The organism is Robertmurraya sp. FSL R5-0851 (assembly GCF_038002965.1).
In the GTDB taxonomy this organism is placed as follows: Bacteria; Bacillota; Bacilli; order Bacillales; family Cytobacillaceae; genus Robertmurraya_A; species Robertmurraya_A beringensis.
The window spans coordinates 2,727,956-2,748,288 of sequence record NZ_JBBOOE010000001.1 but is presented as its reverse complement, the minus strand read 5'-3'; the positions used below and the strand labels follow the sequence as shown (position 1 = coordinate 2,748,288).

The 20,333-nt window shown below is 36.8% G+C and carries 25 protein-coding genes and 1 riboswitch; of the genes, 14 read left to right on the top strand and 11 right to left on the bottom strand.

Annotated elements, in window-relative coordinates; genetic code table 11:
- Window positions 1-1,107: a methionine biosynthesis PLP-dependent protein gene (locus MKX65_RS14085; RefSeq protein ID WP_160547041.1), complete on the bottom strand. Its 1,107-nt coding sequence runs from the start codon at window positions 1,105-1,107 to the stop codon at window positions 1-3.
- Between the two features lie 80 nt (window positions 1,108-1,187).
- Window positions 1,188-1,292: riboswitch (SAM riboswitch) on the bottom strand.
- Between the two features lie 166 nt (window positions 1,293-1,458).
- On the opposite strand from MKX65_RS14085, the gene MKX65_RS14080 reads away from it, so the two are divergent.
- Window positions 1,459-1,695, top strand: coding sequence for a hypothetical protein (locus MKX65_RS14080; RefSeq protein ID WP_160547042.1), 237 nt, complete (start codon window positions 1,459-1,461; stop codon window positions 1,693-1,695).
- 73 nt (window positions 1,696-1,768) lie between these two features.
- On the opposite strand, the gene sda is transcribed toward MKX65_RS14080, so the two are convergent.
- Window positions 1,769-1,903 (bottom strand): sporulation histidine kinase inhibitor Sda, encoded by a 135-nt coding sequence (gene sda / locus MKX65_RS14075; RefSeq protein ID WP_160547043.1) that lies wholly within the window; start codon window positions 1,901-1,903, stop codon window positions 1,769-1,771.
- 188 nt (window positions 1,904-2,091) lie between these two features.
- On the opposite strand from sda, the gene MKX65_RS14070 reads away from it, so the two are divergent.
- From MKX65_RS14070 to crcB (MKX65_RS14055), 4 genes are all read left to right on the top strand, one after another.
- Window positions 2,092-2,955 carry a gamma-glutamylcyclotransferase gene (locus MKX65_RS14070; protein ID WP_160547044.1) on the top strand — a complete coding sequence of 288 codons (864 nt, stop codon included), beginning with the start codon at window positions 2,092-2,094 and terminating at the stop codon, window positions 2,953-2,955.
- Between the two features lie 364 nt (window positions 2,956-3,319).
- Window positions 3,320-3,523, top strand: coding sequence for a DUF6501 family protein (locus MKX65_RS14065; protein ID WP_340904115.1), 204 nt, complete (start codon window positions 3,320-3,322; stop codon window positions 3,521-3,523).
- An 83-nt stretch (window positions 3,524-3,606) separates the two neighbouring features.
- On the top strand, window positions 3,607-3,993 hold the full coding sequence (gene crcB / locus MKX65_RS14060) for a fluoride efflux transporter CrcB (RefSeq protein ID WP_160547045.1): 387 nt from the start codon (window positions 3,607-3,609) through the stop codon (window positions 3,991-3,993).
- Window positions 3,990-4,337, top strand: a complete 348-nt coding sequence (gene crcB, locus MKX65_RS14055) for a fluoride efflux transporter CrcB (RefSeq protein ID WP_160547046.1) — start codon at window positions 3,990-3,992, stop codon at window positions 4,335-4,337. Before crcB (MKX65_RS14060) ends, crcB (MKX65_RS14055) begins: the two co-directional genes overlap by 4 nt.
- Window positions 4,338-4,371: 34 nt before the next feature.
- Here the strand turns inward: crcB (MKX65_RS14055) and yidC are convergent, their stop codons facing one another.
- Complete coding sequence (gene yidC, locus MKX65_RS14050) at window positions 4,372-5,070, bottom strand: membrane protein insertase YidC (RefSeq protein WP_340904112.1); 699 nt, start codon at window positions 5,068-5,070, stop codon at window positions 4,372-4,374.
- 26 nt (window positions 5,071-5,096) lie between these two features.
- Window positions 5,097-5,387: a hypothetical protein gene (locus tag MKX65_RS14045; protein ID WP_160547048.1), complete on the bottom strand. Its 291-nt coding sequence runs from the start codon at window positions 5,385-5,387 to the stop codon at window positions 5,097-5,099.
- Window positions 5,388-5,565: 178 nt separating this feature from the next.
- On the opposite strand from MKX65_RS14045, the gene MKX65_RS14040 reads away from it, so the two are divergent.
- Window positions 5,566-7,035: a nicotinate phosphoribosyltransferase gene (locus MKX65_RS14040; protein WP_160547049.1), complete on the top strand. Its 1,470-nt coding sequence runs from the start codon at window positions 5,566-5,568 to the stop codon at window positions 7,033-7,035.
- Window positions 7,036-7,047: 12 nt separating this feature from the next.
- Window positions 7,048-7,872 (top strand): ammonia-dependent NAD(+) synthetase, encoded by an 825-nt coding sequence (gene nadE / locus MKX65_RS14035; RefSeq protein WP_160547050.1) that lies wholly within the window; start codon window positions 7,048-7,050, stop codon window positions 7,870-7,872.
- Between the two features lie 37 nt (window positions 7,873-7,909).
- Here nadE and pflA read toward each other — a convergent pair whose 3' ends face one another.
- The 3 genes from pflA to MKX65_RS14020 form a co-directional block, all read right to left on the bottom strand.
- Window positions 7,910-8,650 (bottom strand): pyruvate formate-lyase-activating protein, encoded by a 741-nt coding sequence (gene pflA, locus MKX65_RS14030; RefSeq protein ID WP_160547051.1) that lies wholly within the window; start codon window positions 8,648-8,650, stop codon window positions 7,910-7,912.
- A 62-nt stretch (window positions 8,651-8,712) separates the two neighbouring features.
- Window positions 8,713-10,938, bottom strand: a complete 2,226-nt coding sequence (pflB, locus tag MKX65_RS14025) for a formate C-acetyltransferase (protein ID WP_340904106.1) — start codon at window positions 10,936-10,938, stop codon at window positions 8,713-8,715.
- A gap of 348 nt (window positions 10,939-11,286) precedes the next feature.
- Entirely contained in the window at window positions 11,287-11,739 is a 453-nt protein-coding gene (locus tag MKX65_RS14020) for a cupredoxin domain-containing protein (protein ID WP_160547053.1), read from the bottom strand.
- Between the two features lie 235 nt (window positions 11,740-11,974).
- On the opposite strand from MKX65_RS14020, the gene MKX65_RS14015 reads away from it, so the two are divergent.
- Together MKX65_RS14015 and MKX65_RS14010 are read left to right on the top strand one after the other, a co-directional pair.
- Complete coding sequence (locus MKX65_RS14015; RefSeq protein ID WP_340904104.1) at window positions 11,975-13,138, top strand: D-alanyl-D-alanine carboxypeptidase family protein; 1,164 nt, start codon at window positions 11,975-11,977, stop codon at window positions 13,136-13,138.
- Window positions 13,139-13,229: 91 nt separating this feature from the next.
- Window positions 13,230-13,361 carry a YuzL family protein gene (locus MKX65_RS14010; protein WP_119708670.1) on the top strand — a complete coding sequence of 44 codons (132 nt, stop codon included), beginning with the start codon at window positions 13,230-13,232 and terminating at the stop codon, window positions 13,359-13,361.
- A 28-nt stretch (window positions 13,362-13,389) separates the two neighbouring features.
- On the opposite strand, the gene MKX65_RS14005 is transcribed toward MKX65_RS14010, so the two are convergent.
- Entirely contained in the window at window positions 13,390-15,009 is a 1,620-nt protein-coding gene (locus MKX65_RS14005) for an ABC-F family ATP-binding cassette domain-containing protein (RefSeq protein WP_160547054.1), read from the bottom strand.
- Window positions 15,010-15,218: 209 nt separating this feature from the next.
- On the opposite strand from MKX65_RS14005, the gene MKX65_RS14000 reads away from it, so the two are divergent.
- Window positions 15,219-15,353, top strand: coding sequence for a hypothetical protein (locus MKX65_RS14000; RefSeq protein WP_340904102.1), 135 nt, complete (start codon window positions 15,219-15,221; stop codon window positions 15,351-15,353).
- 30 nt (window positions 15,354-15,383) lie between these two features.
- Here MKX65_RS14000 and MKX65_RS13995 read toward each other — a convergent pair whose 3' ends face one another.
- The gene (locus MKX65_RS13995) at window positions 15,384-15,986 is read right to left on the bottom strand and encodes an SCO family protein (protein ID WP_160547055.1); all 603 of its coding nucleotides are present in this window, start codon (window positions 15,984-15,986) and stop codon (window positions 15,384-15,386) included.
- Window positions 15,987-16,146: 160 nt separating this feature from the next.
- On the opposite strand from MKX65_RS13995, the gene MKX65_RS13990 reads away from it, so the two are divergent.
- Window positions 16,147-16,248 (top strand): YjcZ family sporulation protein, encoded by a 102-nt coding sequence (locus tag MKX65_RS13990; protein ID WP_340904101.1) that lies wholly within the window; start codon window positions 16,147-16,149, stop codon window positions 16,246-16,248.
- Window positions 16,249-16,301: 53 nt separating this feature from the next.
- Here MKX65_RS13990 and MKX65_RS13985 read toward each other — a convergent pair whose 3' ends face one another.
- Window positions 16,302-17,786 carry an aldehyde dehydrogenase family protein gene (locus tag MKX65_RS13985; protein ID WP_340904100.1) on the bottom strand — a complete coding sequence of 495 codons (1,485 nt, stop codon included), beginning with the start codon at window positions 17,784-17,786 and terminating at the stop codon, window positions 16,302-16,304.
- 177 nt (window positions 17,787-17,963) lie between these two features.
- Window positions 17,964-18,665, bottom strand: coding sequence for a helix-turn-helix domain-containing protein (locus MKX65_RS13980; protein ID WP_160547058.1), 702 nt, complete (start codon window positions 18,663-18,665; stop codon window positions 17,964-17,966).
- Between the two features lie 356 nt (window positions 18,666-19,021).
- Between MKX65_RS13980 and MKX65_RS13975 the strand changes: the two genes are divergently transcribed.
- The 3 genes from MKX65_RS13975 (at window position 19,022) to MKX65_RS13965 (ending at window position 20,268) form a co-directional block, all read left to right on the top strand.
- Window positions 19,022-19,870 (top strand): formate/nitrite transporter family protein, encoded by an 849-nt coding sequence (locus tag MKX65_RS13975; protein WP_160547059.1) that lies wholly within the window; start codon window positions 19,022-19,024, stop codon window positions 19,868-19,870.
- 144 nt (window positions 19,871-20,014) lie between these two features.
- Window positions 20,015-20,122, top strand: a complete 108-nt coding sequence (locus tag MKX65_RS13970; protein ID WP_084361915.1) for a YjcZ family sporulation protein — start codon at window positions 20,015-20,017, stop codon at window positions 20,120-20,122.
- Between the two features lie 32 nt (window positions 20,123-20,154).
- Complete coding sequence (locus MKX65_RS13965) at window positions 20,155-20,268, top strand: YjcZ family sporulation protein (protein WP_119708663.1); 114 nt, start codon at window positions 20,155-20,157, stop codon at window positions 20,266-20,268.
- Window positions 20,269-20,333: the final 65 nt, after the last annotated feature.

Below are 20,333 nucleotides of genomic sequence, written 5' to 3'. Positions count from 1 at the left end.
TTATGCCTCCGAACTTAAACGAGTAAGAGCTTGGTCAATATCTTTAATTAAATCCTCCACGTCCTCGATTCCGACAGAGAAACGAAGCAGGCGATTACAAACGCCAATTGAAAAACGAACTTCTTCCGGAATATCCGCATGTGTCTGTGTAGCTGGGTATGTAATGAAGCTTTCTACACCCCCAAGACTTTCAGCAAACGTAATAAGGTTGAGATTTTGTAAGAATGAATTAACCCACTCTTCTTTTTTAATTCGGAAGGAAAGCATTCCGCCACGGCCAGGGTAAAGAACATCTACCACGTTTTCATGAGTCTTTAAAAAGCTTGCAAGCTCTCTTGCATTTGTTTCATGCTGTTTCATTCTAAGCGCTAAAGTCTTCATCCCACGAATAAGGAGCCAAGAGTCAAACGGACTTAAAACTGCTCCAATAGAGTTGTGGTGGAATCCAAGCTGTTCACAAACTTCTTTTCCTTTTCCAACGATCAAGCCAGCTAGCACATCATTATGCCCACCTAAGTATTTGGTAGCGCTATGAATGACAATGTCAGCTCCAAGCTCGATCGGTCTTTGAAGTAATGGAGTATAAAATGTATTGTCGACAATTAATAAAATATTATATTTTTTCGCTAGCTCAGCAACCGCTTGAATATCCGTTTCTTCCATCAATGGATTGGTTGGTGTTTCAATGAAGATAGCTTTTGTTTTCTCAGTAATGGCTTGTTCGATAATGCTTACGTCATGAGTTTGTACATACGTACTCGTAAGTCCCCATTTTTTAAAGCCTTGTTCTAAGATTCGATAGGTTCCACCGTATAAGTCCCTTGATACGATCCATTCATCACCAGATTCAAAGATTGCAAGAATCGTAGTGATAGCAGCCATTCCAGAACTACAGGCAAATCCTTGATCACCGCCTTCTAAATCAGCAATTGCCGCCTCTACAAGTTTTCTTGTTGGATTGCCTGTGCGAATATAATCAAAGCCTGTTGATTGGCCAATTCCTTCGTGTCGATAAGCTGTCGAAAAGTAAACAGGTGGATTTACTGTTCCCGTTTGAGTTTCACTTCTGTTCCCGATCTGCGCTACCTTAGTTTCATTTTTGTACATTCTAGTCTCTCCCAACATCCTAATAATAAAAAAAAGTCTTCTCTCTAAGAAGAAGACTTTGTTATCAACATGAGCCATTCTTCTTATCTTCCAAGTAAAATACTTGCTGGAATTAGCACCTTTTCAAAAAATTGATGGTTGCTGAGGCTTCATAGGGCCAGACCCTCGACCTCTCTTGATAAGAAATCAAAACATTTAATTTTTTCTAACTTTACTACAGTAAATTGCTAAGTGTCAATCTTTTTTACAAATTTACGACAATATTCTTCGCAATTTCCTAAAATTTACTATATGAATATTCAGAACATTTAATATATAATGGGTTTGAGAACAAAAAGTGGAGGGAAATTCATGCAAACGAAAAGCAGATGTCATCATCGGTATATGTTGAATGAAGACACCTTTTTTGTTACCGAAGATGGAATTGAATTATTTATTTTAGGTGAGAGTCTTCAAGGTTATTTTGTAGGTGGTCACGTGGATTTTCCTCTTGAAATGAGAGAAATAAATGAATCAGCTCAAAAGGAGAAACGACTCTCCAGTCAACCCCCGCAACAACTGTACTTAAATATGATCAATCAGTTATAGACGGGGAAACCCCGTCTTCTTTATTTTGTACAATACATAAAACCACCAGCTTATAGAAGCCGGTGGTTGTGTCCTACGATTTAATTGTCGGTTTTAAGTTTCTTTTCTCAATTTCCTTCTTCAAAAACTTCGCCCATTCTTTATTTTCACCTGACTTCAATGCATTCCGATACGAGACAACTAACATTTCATTACTCATAATCTTCATTTAAAAGCCTCCTTAAAATGGACTGAATTTTCTAGCTTTTTATAATTGTATCGGGTTTCAATCCATTTGAAAACCCAAAACTCCATATTTTTTGCCATAAAATTATTAATATTCTGTTACAGGATTTTCACGTAATGATTTTTTTCATGATAAAATATGGTAAATAGTTTGTATGATGGGGGAGAAGGATGGATACGATCACACTTTTTGTTTATGGAACTTTACGCAAACATGAAACGAATCACGGATTAATCAGGGAAGCTACGTGCATAGCTGAACAGGCATGGGTTAATGGTGAGCTTTTTGATACAGGTAACGGTTATCCTACTCTAGAACTAAATAATTCCGGTAAGGTGCATGGTGAGTTATATGAAGTTAGTAAAAATCTTTTACCTCTCCTTGACGCATTGGAGGATTTTGAAGAGGGGAGAGAGTCTAATTTGTATGACAGAACAAATGTTACTGTTCATACGGATAAAGGCACTAAAGGTGCGCTTGTGTATGTGAATGTGGATGAATCCAGCAAGAACGAAAAAATCACACATGGAGATTGGAAATTACATAGATTCATGGAAAATCCTCCTGAACAAGTATACTACTTTGCGTATGGATCATGTATGGATGATGAGCGATTCCGAAAGGCGGGCGTGGATCACTGTTTTAAAAACCTCGTCGGTGCTGCCGTTTTAAAGGGATACTCTATGAAATACCTTTTCAGAGTAAGTGATGGAGGAAGAGCAGATATTGTGGAAGATGGTGGTGAAACCGAGGGATTAGTTTACTTAACTCCATATGAAGGGGTTGATTATTTATTTGTGAGAGAGGGGTTTTATGGAGGATGGTATCGCCCTACCTTTGTGGATGTGGACATCGATGGGGAAACGTTAAAGGATGTTTTGACATTCCATGTTTATAACAAAATGCCCGAATTGTCACCACCAGACCATTATTCTACTGAAATTCTTAGAGGGGCAAAAGGAAGATTGAGTGATAGTTATTATCAATATTTACTAACGGAACTTGATCGTCTAAAAAAGTCGAGCCATAGTTAATTTTTTATTGTACATCGGTTTAATACGAGTATCCATTGTGGTAAACACTTACTATCACCAACTTAAGAAAGTGGGTCAGAACATGAGTGGAAATAGAGACAATGGCTATTATGAGCTGGTGTATAATAATCGACAATACAACTATTTAGAGTTTATTAGGTTAGATACCATATGTGAAATCAGTTATATCACTTTAAAAAATATAATAACAGGCGAATTTTTCACCTTTGAAGAAAACCAAGTCCGAAAAGTGACAAAAAGGAATTTTCGAATTAGATCTTTTAGGAAGCAGTTTTTAGAAAAAGTTGCTAAGTAGTTACTTACTTTCTATAATAAGATAGATAATGTAAAAGGAGTGACTGTAGTGATTCATCTAAAATGGTCTGAGTCAGAAACAATAAAAAAGGTAACTTGTGTTCACACAAAAGCTGAAAAATATATCGTCGACAATAAATTAACAACAGGAAACGTGTACGAAGTAAAAAATGAAACAGAAGAATTTTACTTTATAATAGATAATAGTGGGAAAGTTGGCGGCTATTACAAAGATTATTTCAAAGAAGCTTAACATCGGACTACATAATACTGTTAGCATGGTAGCTAACAGTATTTTCTTTTATTTGTCATTTTTTAAATAATAGGGTGGATGTTATGAGGTTATTATTCATAGGGCTTGGTGGCTCCATTGGAAGTGTGTTGAGATATAGTATTTACTACAATATGCTAGCCATCAATGGCGGCTGGTTACCATTTTTAGGAACACTGCTTGCCAATTTGTTAGGAGCATTTGCACTTGGCTGGTTTACTTCAAGACTGCTGCTATCAAAGAAACTCCCTGAAGATTTAGCAGCTGCTATTGGGACGGGGTTAATTGGTTCTTTTACGACTTTCTCTACCTTAAGTGTAGAGCTTAGCTCGCTTTTACAGGAGGGACAATATCTACTAGCCATATGTTATGTATTTATTAGTATGATAGGTGGCCTGGTCTGTGCATTCGGCGGCTTCCGAGTCGGGCAGAGAAGGGTGGTTGTTCAATGAATTACATTCTAATTGCTGTAGGTGGGTTTATAGGAGCAAATGCTAGATATATAATTGGTTTACTTGCGAAAAAGTACATAAACGTTTCCATACCTATCGGCACGCTGTTTATAAATGCAATAGGTTCATTACTTTTAGGTTTGTTGGTAGGTAAAGGGATAAGAGGAGACGTATACTCCTTTTTAGGGGTTGGATTTATGGGTGCTTTTACTACATTTTCTACATTCAAACTTGAACTGGTACAGCTTTGGCAATCAAAAGAACATAAAGCATTCGTCGTATATTTGATATTGAGCTACGGTTTAGGGATGGTCCTAGCTTCAATTGGATTTATGCTCGCATAAAAAAGGTCTGCTCTAATTAGAGCAGACCTTTTAGCTATGCTTTTTCTGTGTTAGCTGTAAGTGATGGTGCAGGTGTTTGATATAATTTTTTTCCTATTAGTGTTTGAATAATAAGGAAAGTCCCCCCAACTGCCCAATAGAGCGGTAAAGCAGCAGGTGCATTAAGTGAGAACATGACAATCATAATTGGAGAAAGGAGACCCATGAACTTCATTTGTTTTTGTTGATCTCCACTTATGTTAGACATAGACACTTTGAATTGTAGATAGTATACAATACCAGCAATTGCAGTAATCCAAATATCCGACTCACCTAAGTTGAACCATAAAAATGAGTGGGTGGCAATTTCATGAGAACCCCGAATCGCGTAGTAGAACCCCATCAAAATTGGCATTTGAATGAGCATGGGTAGACAACCCATCGCTAACGGATTTACTCCGTGTTTTTGGTATAAACCCATCATTTCTTGCTGCAGCTTTTGTTGCTCTTTGCTATCTTTTGTATTCTTTATTTTTGCTTGGATCGTATCTAATTCAGGCTTGAGTGCCTCCATTTTCTCTTTCATCTGCTGCTGACTTTTGTACTGCTTAAGCATAAGTGGCATAAGTAGAAGTCGGACAATTAATGTAAGAAATATAATGGATAAACCGAAGCTGCCGTTAAAAATCATTGCAATGGCATGAATGGCGGTTGAAAAGGTGTTTACAAATACTGTTTGAAAAAATTCACTCATGTATCTTTCCTCCATATCTCTTTGTTTTATCTGGATGAAGGAGGAAAGAAACTATCTGTATCATCACTGCCTGCTACTTTTCGTCTAATGTACCGACATATCCAGACGAGAGCAGGGTGTTGATGGTGAACATTTGCCCGATTATAGAAAATTTGATTCTTCTCCGAGCTAAGATCTGTCGAGGAACAGACAGTGTCAAGAAAGTGATACTCTATATTCCAGATCCAAATCAATCGAAGGATTAAGCTGATCACGACAGATGCATAAATGGTATAAAGTGTTGAAAAATTTGTTAAGTCAAAGAGAATCTCATCCATCGAAATCACCTCACTTCTTTTGAATGTTCTCCTTATAAGTATAGTAAATCATAAACTCATACGCAAATTCGAAGATAATAAGGATTTATTTTGACAATTTACCTAAAATCGTGACATTTAAAGGTAGTTTCGCTATGATAAGTTAAAATGCATTTTTGAAGTTAAGGAGAATTTAGTAATGAAACGTGACTATCCAGACGATAGCTTGACCTTACATACGGATTTGTACCAAATCAATATGGCAGAAACTTATTGGGAGGATGGGATACACAACAAGAAAGCAGTATTTGACTTATATTTTAGAAATTTGCCTTTTGGAAATGGCTATGCTATTTTTGCAGGCTTAGAAAAAGTCATTGATTACATAAGAGGATTTCGTTTTTCAGATAGCGATATTGAATATTTAAGAGAAGTTGCTCATTATAAGGAAGACTTTCTTGATTATTTAAAAACGTTAACCTTTACAGGGAATATTCGTTCCATGGTCGAAGGGGAAATTGCTTTTGGAAATGAGCCGTTATTAAGAGTGGAAGCTCCATTAGCAGAGGCTCAGCTAATTGAAACGGCACTTCTTAATATTATAAATTATCAAACGTTAATTGCAACGAAGGCGTCGAGGATTAAACAAGTGATCGGTGATGGAGTGGGAATGGAGTTTGGTACTAGAAGGGCTCAAGAAATGGATGCGGCTATTTGGGGTACAAGAGCAGCTTATATTGGAGGTTTCCAGGCTACCTCTAATGTTCGTGCAGGAAAGATGTTTGGCATACCAGTAGCTGGCACCCATGCTCACTCTTTGGTCCAAGCATATAAAGATGAGTATATTGCTTTTCATAAATACGCTCGTAGACATAAGGACTGTGTGTTTTTAGTAGATACATACGACACACTACGATCAGGTGTACCAAATGCGATAAAGGTTGCTAAGGAACTTGGTGATAAAATTAATTTTCTTGGTATTCGTCTCGATAGTGGAGACCTTGCGTATCTCTCAAAAAAAGCTCGTGAAATGCTTGATAATGCTGGTTTCTCGGAGACAAAAATTATTGCCTCAAACGATCTTGATGAGTACACCATCATTAACTTAAAAGCTCAGGGAGCTATGATTGATACGTGGGGAGTAGGTACAAAGTTAATCACTGCATATGACCAAGCCGCATTAGGTGCTGTTTATAAGCTCGTGGCCATTGAGGGTGAGAATGGAGAGCTTGTTGATACAATTAAAATTAGTGGTAATCCTGAAAAGGTATCTACCCCTGGTCTAAAGAGGGTATACCGGATTATTAATAATGAAAACCATAAATCTGAAGGCGATTATATTACGATGGATGAGGAACATCCGGAAGCAGAGTCTAGAATTAAAATGTTTCATCCCGTTCACACCTATATTAGTAAATTCATTACGAATTTCACAGCAAAGGACCTTCACGAGGATATCTTTATTAACGGAGAGCAAGTATATGAGGTACCAAGTTTGGTTGAAATGCAAAATTATGCAAAAGAAAATCTCAAACTGCTTTGGGAGGAGTATACAAGAGCGCTAAACCCAGAGGAATACCCAGTGGACTTGAGTCAAAAATGTTGGGATAACAAAATGAGAAATATAGCAGAGGTTAAGGCGAATATTAAATCTCAAAATATAAGATAAGGAGGAGAAGAGTTGAGAAATATTCAAAGTCTTATAATAAATGAGTTACATGTGAAGCCTTCTATTGACGCTCGCCAAGAGGTGAACGAACGCATTGCTTTTTTAAAGGCATACGTGAAGAAAACAACCGCAAAAGGTTTAGTATTAGGGATTAGTGGGGGACAAGACAGCACGCTAGCTGGTAGGCTATCTCAATTAGCGGTGGAAGAATTAAGGCAAGAAGGCTATGAATGTAAGTTTATTGCTGTCCGTTTACCATACGGTATTCAGCAAGATGAAGATGATGCTCAAAGCTCCCTTAAGTTTATACAGCCGGATGAGGAATTCGTTTTTAATATTAAGGAAGCAGTAGATGCAGTAAAGTTTGAATATGATCAAAAAACAGCAGGAGAACCGTTACGTGATTATCATAAGGGGAACGTAAAAGCGAGAATGCGAATGATTGCCCAATATGCAATCGGAGGGCAGGAAGGCTTACTGGTTGTTGGAACTGACCACGCAGCTGAAGCTGTTACAGGATTCTTTACAAAATATGGTGATGGGGGAGCAGATTTGCTGCCACTATCTGGACTCTCAAAGAGACAAGGACGCGAGCTACTAAAAGAACTCGGTGCAAGTGAACGTCTTTATTTAAAAGTCCCAACAGCTGATTTATTAGATCAAAAGCCAGGTCAAGCAGATGAAATGGAACTAGGAATTACATATGAAGAACTAGATGATTTTCTTGAAGGAAAAGAAGTGGCGAATGAGGTAGCAGAAAAAATTGAACAGAGATTTCTCATAACAGAACATAAACGTCGCCCGCCAACAACGATGTTTGATGATTGGTGGAAATAAACAAACGGGGAGCAAATCTAATTGCTCCCCATTTTTATTATGCATATTTTACTGAAGCAGTTAAAAGTTCAAGAGCCTTTTGGGCTTCTTCATCACTTGGTGGTTGAATACCTTTTAATGGATACTCCATCCCAAGAGCTTCCCATTTATATACTCCAAGTTCATGATATGGAAGAACTTCGACCTTTTTAACATTCGAAAGTGTACCAATAAAATCCCCAAGTTTTTTTAGATCGTCAAGATCATTTGAAATGGTTGGTACAAGAACATGTCGTATCCATACAGCAACTTGATGAGCGGATAAGAATTGAGCAAATTCAAGTATATGTTCATTTGCCATTCCGGTTAAGGAAATATGCTTCTTTCTGTCAATATGTTTGATATCAAGTAGAATTAAGTCAGTGTATTTTAATAATTCTTTAAGATTTACTTGAAAGTGTTCCGCGTGTGAGAAACAACCGCCCGAAGAATCAATAGTTGTGTGAATCCCTAGCTTTTTACATTCTTTAAAGAGTTCTATTAAAAATGGAATTTGTAGAAGCGGTTCACCACCGCTAACAGTAATTCCACCACCTGATGACTCGATGAAAGGTAAGTATGTTTTTAAATCATCGATGATTTCGGAAACAGACATCTGTTTTCCAGTTCCGATTTCCCAAGTATCCGCATTATGACAAAATTGGCAACGAAGCAAGCAGCCTTGTGTAAATACGACATAGCGAATTCCAGGTCCGTCTACTGTTCCAAATGTTTCGATTGAATGAATGTTTCCGTTCATGATGAAAAACTCCTCTCATTTATCAGGTAGGGAGATGTTTGCAATCTCCCTACATCATTTTTTTATAGTGAACCATGGAATGTTCTGTTTATAACATCCATTTGTTGTTCTCTTGTTAACTTAATAAAGTTAACTGCGTAACCAGATACACGAATCGTTAATTGTGGATATTCTTCTGGGTGCTCCATAGCATCAAGCAATGTTTCACGATTAAATACGTTTACGTTTAAGTGATGTCCTTGCTTAATTGAATAACCATCAAGAATACTTACAAGATTCAGTTCACGGCTGTCGTCATCTTTCCCTAAGGCTTTTGGTACAATTGAGAAAGTATTTGAAATACCGTCTAATGAGTAAGCATAAGGAAGCTTAGCAACAGATGCAAGAGAAGCTAGAGTTCCTTTTGTATCACGACCATGCATCGGGTTTGCACCAGGAGCAAATGGCTCACCAGCGCGACGACCATCAGGTGTGTTACCTGTTTTCTTACCATACACCACGTTAGAAGTGATTGTTAAAATAGACATAGTAGTCATAGAGTTTCTATATGTTTCGTGTTTTTTAAGCTTTTTCATGAAACGCTCAACTAAATCAACAGCGATGCTGTCCACGCGATCATCATTGTTTCCGTATTTAGGGAAGTCGCCTTCTATTTCAAAGTCAACAGCAATACCGTTTTCGTCACGAACGGGACGAACTTGAGCGTATTTTATCGCACTTAATGAGTCAGCAACAACACTTAGTCCAGCAATACCTGTTGCCATAGTACGAAGAATGTTTGTATCGTGAAGAGCCATCTCAATTCTTTCATAGCTATACTTATCATGCATATAGTGGATGATGTTTAGTGTATTAATGTAAAGACCAGCTAACCAATCTATGGTAGAATCAAATTTCGCCATTACTTCTTCATAGTCTAGTACTTCAGAAGTGATAGGGGAGAACTCTGGAGCTACTTGAAGTTTATGTTTTTCGTCTTTACCACCATTGATCGCATATAGCAGTGCTTTTGCAAGGTTTGCACGAGCACCGAAGAACTGCATTTGCTTACCAATTTCCATTGCTGATACACAGCATGCAATTCCGTAATCATCGCCCCATTCTGGGCGCATAATATCGTCATTTTCATATTGAATTGAACTTGTTTCGATTGACATTTTCGCACAGAACTTTTTGAAGCCTTCAGGAAGGCGAGTAGACCAAAGTACTGTTAAGTTTGGTTCTGGTGCCGGTCCTAGATTAGTAAGAGTATGCAAGAAACGGAAAGAGTTTTTCGTTACTAATGCACGTCCGTCATTTGCTACACCACCGATTGACTCCGTTACCCACGTTGGGTCTCCACTAAATAGTTCGTTATAGTCAGGAGTACGAGCAAATTTTACAAGACGTAGCTTCATAACGAAGTGATCAACCAATTCTTGTGCCTCTTGCTCTGTAAGTACACCGTTTTCTAAATCTCTTTCAATATAAATATCTAAGAAAGTTGAAACGCGCCCTAGACTCATTGCAGCTCCGTTTTGTTCTTTAATTGCTGCCAAGTATCCAAAGTATAGCCATTGGAAAGCTTCTGTAGCTGTAGTAGCTGGTCTAGAAATATCAAATCCGTAGCTTGCAGCTAATTTTTTTAATTCGTTAAGGGCACGAACCTGCTCTGACAATTCTTCACGAAGCTGAATAACAGATTCCTTCATAACTGAAGTAGTACCAGCTAGATCCTTTTTCTTTTCTTGAATTAAGAAGTCTACACCATATAAAGCAATACGTCGGTAGTCACCGATAATACGGCCACGTCCGTATGCATCCGGTAAACCTGTAATGATACCAACCTTACGTGCCATTTTCATTTCATCGGTGTAAGCATCGAATACACCTTGGTTATGTGTTTTACGATAGTCAGTAAAGATTTTTTCAACATCCTTATTTAACTCAAAACCATAAGATTCACATGATTGTTGTGCCATACGAATTCCGCCAAATGGCTGTAGGGAGCGTTTGAACGGTTTGTCAGTTTGGACACCCACTACTTTTTCTAAATCTTGATTTAAGTAGCCTGCGCCATGAGAAACAATGGTAGATACGATTTCGGTATCCATATCAAGGACGCCACCGTTTTCTCTTTCTTGTTTTGTTAAATCCATTACTTGATCCCATAATTTTGTTGTTGCCTCAGTAGGGCCTGCAAGGAAGGAATCATTTCCTTCGTACGTTTTAAAGTTTCTTAGTATAAAGTCTCTAACGTTTACTTCTTTACTCCAAGTGCCTTCTGAAAAACCTTTCCACTGTTCCATTTGAGTCCACCTCTTAGTAAATGTTTATATAACAGATGATACAAATACATCATACTTGAAGTATAACAGATAATTAGTGAAATACATCACATAATCTAGGTGACATTTTGACAATGTTATGAACATTAGGTTTTTCAGAGGTTTGTTATGTGATGGAATAGTAAAAAAAGAAAACTGTACTATAATGATTTGATGAAAAATAAAATCTGTTATACAAAAAGTTATTTTTAATATCACTATTGTAACGTGAGAAATCTCTTCGTGGTCAATTAGGTTATGTAGATATTTTGACAGTTTGGTGGAACATAAAAAACGACTGTGCGTTTTACACACAATCGTCAACAAGTGTTAATTTACAACGATATAGGCTGTCATTGGTCCGTTTGAATCTGAATCATGGTGGGTTAAGCAAACCAATCGATAGACACCCTTCTTTTGAAACTGAAGATCTAGTTCAGTTTCTTCTCCTTGAAGAATTTTACCGCTAATGTCTGTGCCTTCAATAATAAATGGATGATTAGCACCGTTTATTCCCATAATCTTTAATTTTACCTTCTCACCCTTTTGTAGAAAGATGGTCCCCGGGTCAAAGCGATAGGCTTCAATTTCTTTTCCATCTTTAGTAGTCGCTTCAAACTCGCCAGTGACTAAATGAATTTCTCTCGTAGAATCATTTACTGATGTTTGAACGACTGCCTCGCTTCCCATGTTTAAATAAATCCAAAGGGAGGCGGAGAAAACCAAACCTAACAAAAGAAGTGAAAATATTAGAGAACGTTTTTTGACTACTAGAAACTGCATCGTACCCCTCCAAAAAATTTATTTCTACTAATTTATATGCATCAAGGTAATGGAAACTTGTCTATACTTTTTCTATGAATGTAAATTTACGACCTAAGTATCGGTTTTTCGTTATAAAGCACGAAATATTACCTAGTTTTTCAATTTCGTAACAAATGCATAATTTATACGCTTACATGCTAAATTTTTTGGTACAATCGAAAAAGACTGATTTCAAACAAGGTGTGTGCATACAGTGTTTAAAAAACTATCTTTTATTTTTCTAACTATCCTTGCATTAAGTTCAAATCAAGTGTTTGCTGACGAAATGGACGAGCTGTCCATTATAAGCGATTCGGTAATATTAATGGACTCACAATCCAATGCGGTCCTTTACTCAAAAAACGAGCATGAACGTATGTATCCTGCTAGTTTAACAAAAATTGCAACTGCCATTTACGCAATTCAATCTGCAAAAGTAGATGAAATAGTAAAAGTAAATAATGAGGCTATTGAAGTTGAGGGAACAAAAGTATATTTAAATGAGGGAGAAGAAGTTACACTAAAGAAATTAATTCAAGGGATGCTTATTAATTCAGGAAATGATGCAGCTGCAGCTATTGCCCTTCATATTGACGGCAGTATGGACACATACGAAAAACACATCAATGAATTTCTAAGAAATGAGGTTGGTGTTAAGGATACTCATTTCACGAACCCGCATGGACTTTTTGATGAAAACCACTATACAACAGCGTATGATTTAGGGCTAATCACGAATTACGCACTAAAGAATGAAACATTTAAAGAAATTTTCGGAACAAAAGATTTGGAATGGGATGGTCAATCATGGGATACAACCTTACTAACACATCATTTACTACTGAAGGGAGAAATTCCATTCGAAGGTATTACAGGTGGTAAGACGGGTTTTGTGAATGAATCAAGGCAAACGTTAGCAACAACTGCTTCTAATGGTCAACTTGGATTAACAGTCATTGGTTTAGGGGCAACGTATAAACGTGATATATATAATGATACAATTAATTTGCTAAGCTTTGGATTTTCTAACTTTAAAACTTCAACAATTCCTGTGAATACAACTTTTGAAAATGAGAAGGATAAGTTTGTTGTGACAGATCCGTTATATATAACAGAGCCTCTTACTGATTCTACTGTAGTAGATGTAACAAAAGAGGGAGACTTAACCGTATATGATTCCTCGAACAACAAGATTCAAACGATCTCTTTAGCAAAATATAAAATCAAAACTTCTCCAAAGACTGCTTCTATCATAGGAGAAACCAAACCAAGTGATAAATCTACACCTATTATGATGAAAGCCATATCAATTGGATTAGGATTTGCGTTAATTGGAGCATTCTTAGGAATGTGGAGAAACCGTATTTTGAATGGATGAAACAATGAGGAAACAATTTTAAAAAAGTTGTCTTATAGAGCGGATAAAAACCATCTAAATATTAAAAATTAACAGTGGAGGTGTTTTCATTATGTCAAATCGAAAAAAAGATCCTTCTACTGTTGGATTAAGTTCTCCGCAAGTTGAAGGACAAGGCACAACAGAAAATGAAATGGCTGGGACAAAAAAAGATAGTGCAAGACGAAAAACAAAAAGACATTAAAAGAGAGCCAATTGGCTCTCTTTTAGTTTTATTTATACATTTCTGCTACTTGTTTTTGGATCTCACTATTTTCTAGATATTCATCATAAGTCATTTGCTTATCAACGATACCATTTGGAGTAATTTCAATAATTCTGTTGGCAATCGTTTGAATGAACTGATGGTCATGTGATGCAAACATAAGTGAGCCTTTAAAGTTAATTAAACCATTATTAACTGCAGTAATTGATTCTAAGTCTAAGTGGTTTGTTGGCTCATCCAATAGAAGGACATTCGCACCACTTAGCATCATTTTGGATAGCATACAGCGGACCTTTTCTCCTCCGGAAAGAACGCTAGCCTTCTTTAGTACTTCTTCTCCAGAAAACAACATTCTTCCTAAGAAGCCACGAAGGAAGCTTTCGCTTTGATCAGCAGGGGAGAACTGTCGTAACCAATCTACAAGGTTTAACTCACTACCTTCAAAGTAAGAAGTGTTGTCTTTTGGGAAATACGCCTGAGAGGTAGTAACACCCCATTTAAACGTCCCACTGTCAGCTTCCATTTCACCTGTCAAAATCTTGAATAAGGTTGTTTTAGCAAGTTCATTTGCTCCAACAAGTGCAATTTTATCTTCCTTATTCATTACGAAGCTAACATTGTTTAAAACTTTTTCTCCGTCGATTGTTTTTGTTATTCCTTCCACACGTAACAGGTCGTTTCCAATTTCTCTTTCAGGAGTAAAACCAACATACGGGTATTTTCTAGATGATGGACGAATGTCATCCAAAGAAATTTTATCAAGTAATTTTTTTCTTGATGTTGCTTGCTTTGATTTAGATGCGTTAGCGCTAAATCTCGCGATAAAAGCTTGAAGTTCTTTTATTTTTTCTTCTTTTTTCTTATTTTGGTCCTGAGCCATTCTCTGTGCTAACTGGCTTGACTCATACCAGAAATCGTAGTTTCCAACGTAGATTTGGATTTTTGAAAAGTCTAGGTCCGCAATATGCGTACATACTTTATTAAGGAAATGTCTATCATGGGATACAACAATAACGGTATTTTCAAAGTTGATTAGAAATTCTTCTAACCATTGGATTGCTTTTATGTCTAAGTGGTTCGTCGGCTCATCAAGTAGAAGAACATCTGGCTTACCAAATAGAGCTTGTGCAAGAAGTACCTTTACTTTATCAGAACCTGAAATATCTGCCATCTTTTTTGTGTGAAGGTCTTCAGTGATTCCAAGCCCTTTTAATAAAATGGCAGCTTCTGATTCGGCTTCCCAACCGTTTAGCTCCGCGAATTCTCCTTCAAGCTCAGCAGCTTTCATTCCGTCTTCATCTGTGAAGTCCGCTTTCATATAAATTGCGTCTTTTTCTTGCATGACTTCATATAGACGCTTATGTCCCATGATTACTACTTTCATTACTTCTTCTTCTTCGAATTCATAGTGGTTTTGCTTTAATACGGCCAATCGTTCACCAGGTCCAAGGGAAACTTGACCGGTTTGTGACTCTATTTCACCAGATAGGATTTTTAAAAATGTTGATTTTCCTGCACCATTTGCCCCAATTAATCCGTAGCAATTACCAGGTGTGAATTTGATATTTACATCTTCAAATAGTTTACGGTCACCATATCGAAGGCTTACGTCTGTTACTGTAATCATTTCTTTTCCTCCAAACAAAATAAACAATAATTTTCATTATAACACTTTTTACTGGTTGTTCGCATGAATTTCTATATCATCAGCATTGCCAAAAAAATCAACCTTAAATAAAAGTTTTATTTTCATAGAAAAAAATGATGAAATTTCATATTTTTTTCATATTTATCATGTACAATAAAGCTAATCAGATCGGAAAAGGAGTCTTTAATATGGCTAAAAAACAATTAATAGACTTAGTTAATCGGTTAAAGGGGTCAGGAATTAAGGTAAGTTTTTCAAAACCTCGCCCAAAATCAATTCTCCTTCTACAGCAACAAGCAAAATTATCTTCTTCAACAAATTAATAAAACGAGCGGCTATTGACGCCGCTCGTTTTATTGTATTTCCTTCATTATTTTATTAAAGACATCTTCTCGTTTAAAATCTTCACCCATAGGGAATTTCTTAATAAATCTATTGTTTTCATCTACTAGAAAAACGAAAGTAGAGTGGACATAGAAACCATCACCTGGATCTCTATATTGAAACTGAAAGGTATTGGCTAAACGTTCAATATCCTTTTGATCTTCCTTAATATTATTGGGGTCACTAGTTAAGAATATCCAGTTTCCATCGTCTTTAATTTCAAAATGGGACATGTGACTTTTCATCACTTCCGGTGTGTCTCTATAGGAATCAATACTAACCGTCAGAAATTGAATCTTATCTCCAAATACGCCTTCCTCTTCAAGATCCTTTTTTAATTGATTCATTTTCAATGTTGTGGTGGGACAAATATCAGGACAATGCGTATACATGAATTCAACAAGTTTTATTTTTTTCTCTGTTTTACTAAAATCAAAGCTTTCATTGTTCATTGTCGTTAAAACAATATCATCAGGAATGGTTGCATTGGCATCACGAATTAAAAAAAAGGATATACCAGCAGTAATACCAACAATGACTATAATGGAACAAATCATATATATTTTCTTCATGAACATACCTCCTCTATTTAAGATAATGAATCTTGAAGGAAAATCCTATGGACATATTGTGAACATATTAAATTGATCCATATAGGACATTCATCTATACCGATGACATACTGTCTGAATACACTAGGAGTGAAAAGGCTATAGAGGAGGGTGAAAAAATATGAGTGGAAGTTATGGAGGCGGCTTCGCTTTAATCGTTGTCCTGTTTATCTTGCTAATCGTTGTTGGAGCAGGTTTCTTCGGTGGAGGCTACAACTACTAATATTTATTTATAAAAAAAGCGAGAGGGAAGACCCTCTCGCTTTTTTGTGGTGATTAATTCATTCCAATCCATACACTCTTAACTTCAGTATAGTTGTTAAGTGCATAAGAGCCCATTTCACGACCAAGACCAGATTGCTTATAACCACCAAACGGGGAAGCGGCATCAAATGCGTTATAGCAGTTCACCCAAACCGTTCCAGCTCGTAAATTGTTGGCTACGTAGTGTGCTTGAGCTACATCACGAGTCCATAGCCCAGCAGCTAAGCCGTATTCACTTTGATTTGCACGAGCAATAAGCTCATCTAAGTCTTCATACGGAAGAGCAGAAATAACAGGACCAAATATTTCTTCTTTAGCGATTGTCATTTGGTCACTAACATTGGCGAAGATCGTTGGTGAAACAAAGTATCCTTGTTCAAATGGATTATTTCCACCAACTAATAGCTCGGCTCCTTCGTCAATTCCTTTTTCAATATACCCAAGAACGCGTTTTTGTTGTGTGCTTGAAACAAGAGGTCCGATATCTGTGTCAGAGTGTAGACCTGCTCCTTGCTTAATGTTCTTCGCATGACTTACCATATCAGCAACAACATTATCAAATTGCTTTTTCTGAATGAAGACACGAGAACCCGCACAGCACACTTGACCTTGGTTAAACATAACCCCATTTAGTGCTCCAGGAATTGCCTTTGAAAGATCAGCATCTGGCAGCAGGATGTTTGGCGATTTTCCGCCAAGTTCTAGGGTTACTCTCTTTAAGGTTTTGGCTGCTCTCTCCATAATCATTTTCCCAATTTCAGTTGAACCGGTGAAAGCGATTTTATCAACTTGTGGATGGTCAACAAGCGGTTGACCTGCTTTTTCACCGAATCCAGGAATGATATTGACAACACCAGGAGGGAAGCCTGCCTCTTGAATTAACTCAGCTAAGTATAGGGCAGAAAGTGGTGTTTGCTCAGCAGGCTTTAGTACGACTGTACATCCTGTTGCTAGTGCAGCACCTAGCTTCCACATGGCCATTAAAAGAGGGAAGTTCCAAGGAATAATTTGTCCAACCACCCCGACTGCTTCGTGTCTTGTATAGTTAAAGTACGGTCCATTAACCGGAATTGTTTGCCCGACAATTTTCGTGGCCCAGCCCGCATAATATCGCATATGTTCAACAGCTAAAGGAATATCAGCATTCGTAGTTTCTCTAATTGGTTTACCGTTGTCCAATGTTTCAAGTTGCGCTAGTTCAGCTGCATTTTCTTCCATTAGGTCAGCAAGCTTATACATTAATCTACTTCTTTGGGCGCTACCCATTTTTGACCAAGGACCTTCATCGAAAGCTTTTCTAGCAGCCTTCACAGCGAGGTCTACATCTACTTCGTTGGCCTCAAAAACAGTTGCTAGCACTTCGCCAGTAGCTGGGTTATAGGTTTCGAAAGTCTTTTGAGCTTTACTTTCGACGAATTCTCCATTAATAAAAAGCTTCTTTTTACCAGATAGGAATTTCTCTACTTTTTCATGCAATTGAACAGTTAATTGACTCATTGTTTCCCTCCCGCTATTAAATGGTTTAGAATTTCCAAACTATGACAACGCTTACATGGTTAATACTATCATTTTATAAAACTATTTTTCAATCATAAATATAGTAAATATTCCGATAGTGTTTGACACGATTTTTCGACAAAAAAATAAATAATCGCCTAAAATAGACGATTACGATTAGTCAATATTACAATATTCAATCGGACAGTTCTCACAATCTATTTCCTTTTTTAAATAACTTAGGTCATGGACAGTAATTATTTTTTTGTTAATAGAAATAATATGTTTCTTTCTTAATTCAGTCAGCATTCTACTAATACTTTCTCTTGCTGTGCCACAGAAATTCGCTAGATCTTGATTGGTTAATGGAACCGATATTTCAATTCCATTTTCTCTTAATACACCATAACTATTACATAACCTAATAATGGTTGAATAGAGTGCTCCTTTTTTTCCATTTAACACTAAATCACGAAACTTAGTAGTGGTTTTTCTTATATGATCATTCATCCATCGAAGGAATTCAATAGCTAACTGGCTATTTTTAAAAAAGGCATGTTCAAGTTCAGTAATATTGATGGCTGCAACTTCACCATTTTCTATTATTTTGGCATTAAATATATACCTTGGATCCACAGTAAATAAGGTTAGTTCTCCTACAATATCATAATGCTTACAAAGTCTTAAGCTCAGCTCATTGCCTTCAGCGTTCATTTTTGAAATTTGAACCTTACCTGATAAAATAATATACATTTCTCTTGCTTCTTGTCCTTCTTTAAACAGATAGCTTCCTTTTTTTATAGGTACAATTCGTTCAGCCGATTTTAATAATTCGCCAAGTTCGTAGGATAATTCTTCTTTATATTTTTGAATCACCATCGGTATCCTCCTTTAAGCGTTGGCCATATATTTTTATTTAAAAGAATGTTATGTAACTGGTCAATATAGTTTACTTAAAAATGAGTTAACGTTTTGTGACAGAAATCACATTTAACTTAATAATTTCTTATAATAGTGATATTTGTAACAGCAGTGAAAGGGGAGTTTTACATATTCAAATAGTGTAAACCCTAGCTTTCAATAGTTTAATGATGAAATACGGGTAATGTAACCGTTTCACAAATAGTCACGAAGCGTTCAATAGTTTTTCTATTAACAAAAGTGAGAATGAGGGGTAAAATGACAGTAAATATTGTGATTTTTTTCACATTTTGAAAAGAGAAAGGATCCTGAACATGTATAATGAGCTTACACCTATTGAGGAAGCGGCATTAAACGCTAAGAAAAAAAGAGATACGTGGATGTCATCTAAACTCCATTACTTTATTAAAGCAATGCTTGCTGGAGTCTATATTGGTTTCGGAATCATGGTATCGTATAAAACGGGAGAATTTTTCTTTGATGCCGGGTCTCCATCTGCGATGCTGTTGGTAGCGATTTTCTTTGGGACTGCTCTCGTAATGATTATTTACGGTGGGGCGGAGTTGTTTACTAGTAACGCAATGACAATGACCATCGGAACGTTAAGAAAGGAAACTACCTGGTATGAGACGTTGCAAATCTGGCTGGCTTGTTACTTTGGCAATTTAGCTGGAGCATTGTTTTTTTCTCTTCTGATTATGCTATCGGGCTTATTTTTATCACCAGACAAATCGGAACTTTTGATGGACGTTGCAAGTTATAAGATGCACGGACATACATTAGAAATCTTTTTTCGTGCCATCCTTTGTAACTGGCTGGTATGTTTAGCTATTTGGTTACCAATGCATGTAAAAGGTGACGTAGCAAAACTCCTATTAACCCTCTTACTTGTATTTGGTTTTGTTATCTCTGGCTATGAACACAGCATTGCAAATATGGCGCTATTTGGAATTGCTCTAATGGTTCCACATCCAGAAACGATTACCATTTGGTCAGCAATCCATAACATCATACCTGTAACCCTTGGAAATTTAATTGGAGGAAGTATTTTTGTCGGAGCTTTATATGTGTACCTAAATAAAAAGCCTGTTGTTAAAGAAAAGAAAGTACTAGAAAATGAAGTTTCTTTCTCCGTCTCAGAGAAGAGAGTAGCTAAATTGTAAGGATTTATCGGATGAAAAATCTCCTTGATATCGTTCAAGGAGGTTTTTTTTGATGATGAAGAGGTTACTAATTAGTGAAAATGCCCATACAGGACAACTTTGCCTCACATATACTGCCGATAGATGTCATGGGAGGTGGAAGTAATGAGCGCAGAAGCTGGATTCGGCTACGGCGGTGGATTTGCTTTGATCGTCGTTTTGTTCATCCTATTGATTATTGTGGGAGCAGCATATGTGGGATGGGGATATTAATTAGTTTTTAATAATAAAAGGGGTTGAAAGGTATGGGCTATAACTACGGATATGGTTATGGTGGATGTGGGTATGGATACGGAGGATTTGTGTTAATTGTCGTATTATTTATCTTATTAATCATTGTAGGCGCTTCGTGGTTATAAGAAGAAATAAACAACCTGCTTGAAGGGGCAGGTTGTTTATTTTTGGATACACAGGAAAAAATACT

Bases quoted from the DNA above. Each gene is read 5' to 3' on its own strand.
- pflA (WP_160547051.1), bottom strand. From the start codon at position 8,650: ATGAACGGAAACATTCATTCAATCGAAACATTTGGAACAGTAGACGGA.
- pflB (WP_340904106.1), bottom strand. From the start codon at position 10,938: ATGGAACAGTGGAAAGGTTTTTCAGAAGGCACTTGGAGTAAAGAAGTA.
- MKX65_RS13985 (WP_340904100.1), bottom strand. From the start codon at position 17,786: ATGAGTCAATTAACTGTTCAATTGCATGAAAAAGTAGAGAAATTCCTA.
- sda (WP_160547043.1), bottom strand. From the start codon at position 1,903: ATGAAGATTATGAGTAATGAAATGTTAGTTGTCTCGTATCGGAATGCA.
- MKX65_RS13965 (WP_119708663.1), top strand. From the start codon at position 20,155: ATGGGCTATAACTACGGATATGGTTATGGTGGATGTGGGTATGGATAC.
- MKX65_RS13980 (WP_160547058.1), bottom strand. From the start codon at position 18,665: ATGGTGATTCAAAAATATAAAGAAGAATTATCCTACGAACTTGGCGAA.
- MKX65_RS13970 (WP_084361915.1), top strand. From the start codon at position 20,015: ATGAGCGCAGAAGCTGGATTCGGCTACGGCGGTGGATTTGCTTTGATC.
- MKX65_RS13990 (WP_340904101.1), top strand. From the start codon at position 16,147: ATGAGTGGAAGTTATGGAGGCGGCTTCGCTTTAATCGTTGTCCTGTTT.
- MKX65_RS14045 (WP_160547048.1), bottom strand. From the start codon at position 5,387: ATGGATGAGATTCTCTTTGACTTAACAAATTTTTCAACACTTTATACC.
- crcB (WP_160547046.1), top strand. From the start codon at position 3,990: ATGAATTACATTCTAATTGCTGTAGGTGGGTTTATAGGAGCAAATGCT.
- MKX65_RS14010 (WP_119708670.1), top strand. From the start codon at position 13,230: ATGTCAAATCGAAAAAAAGATCCTTCTACTGTTGGATTAAGTTCTCCG.
- MKX65_RS14085 (WP_160547041.1), bottom strand. From the start codon at position 1,107: ATGTACAAAAATGAAACTAAGGTAGCGCAGATCGGGAACAGAAGTGAA.
- MKX65_RS14020 (WP_160547053.1), bottom strand. From the start codon at position 11,739: ATGCAGTTTCTAGTAGTCAAAAAACGTTCTCTAATATTTTCACTTCTT.
- MKX65_RS13995 (WP_160547055.1), bottom strand. From the start codon at position 15,986: ATGAAGAAAATATATATGATTTGTTCCATTATAGTCATTGTTGGTATT.
- yidC (WP_340904112.1), bottom strand. From the start codon at position 5,070: ATGAGTGAATTTTTTCAAACAGTATTTGTAAACACCTTTTCAACCGCC.
- MKX65_RS14005 (WP_160547054.1), bottom strand. From the start codon at position 15,009: ATGATTACAGTAACAGACGTAAGCCTTCGATATGGTGACCGTAAACTA.
- crcB (WP_160547045.1), top strand. From the start codon at position 3,607: ATGAGGTTATTATTCATAGGGCTTGGTGGCTCCATTGGAAGTGTGTTG.
- MKX65_RS14000 (WP_340904102.1), top strand. From the start codon at position 15,219: ATGGCTAAAAAACAATTAATAGACTTAGTTAATCGGTTAAAGGGGTCA.
- MKX65_RS14070 (WP_160547044.1), top strand. From the start codon at position 2,092: ATGGATACGATCACACTTTTTGTTTATGGAACTTTACGCAAACATGAA.
- MKX65_RS13975 (WP_160547059.1), top strand. From the start codon at position 19,022: ATGTATAATGAGCTTACACCTATTGAGGAAGCGGCATTAAACGCTAAG.
- MKX65_RS14080 (WP_160547042.1), top strand. From the start codon at position 1,459: ATGCAAACGAAAAGCAGATGTCATCATCGGTATATGTTGAATGAAGAC.
- MKX65_RS14040 (WP_160547049.1), top strand. From the start codon at position 5,566: ATGAAACGTGACTATCCAGACGATAGCTTGACCTTACATACGGATTTG.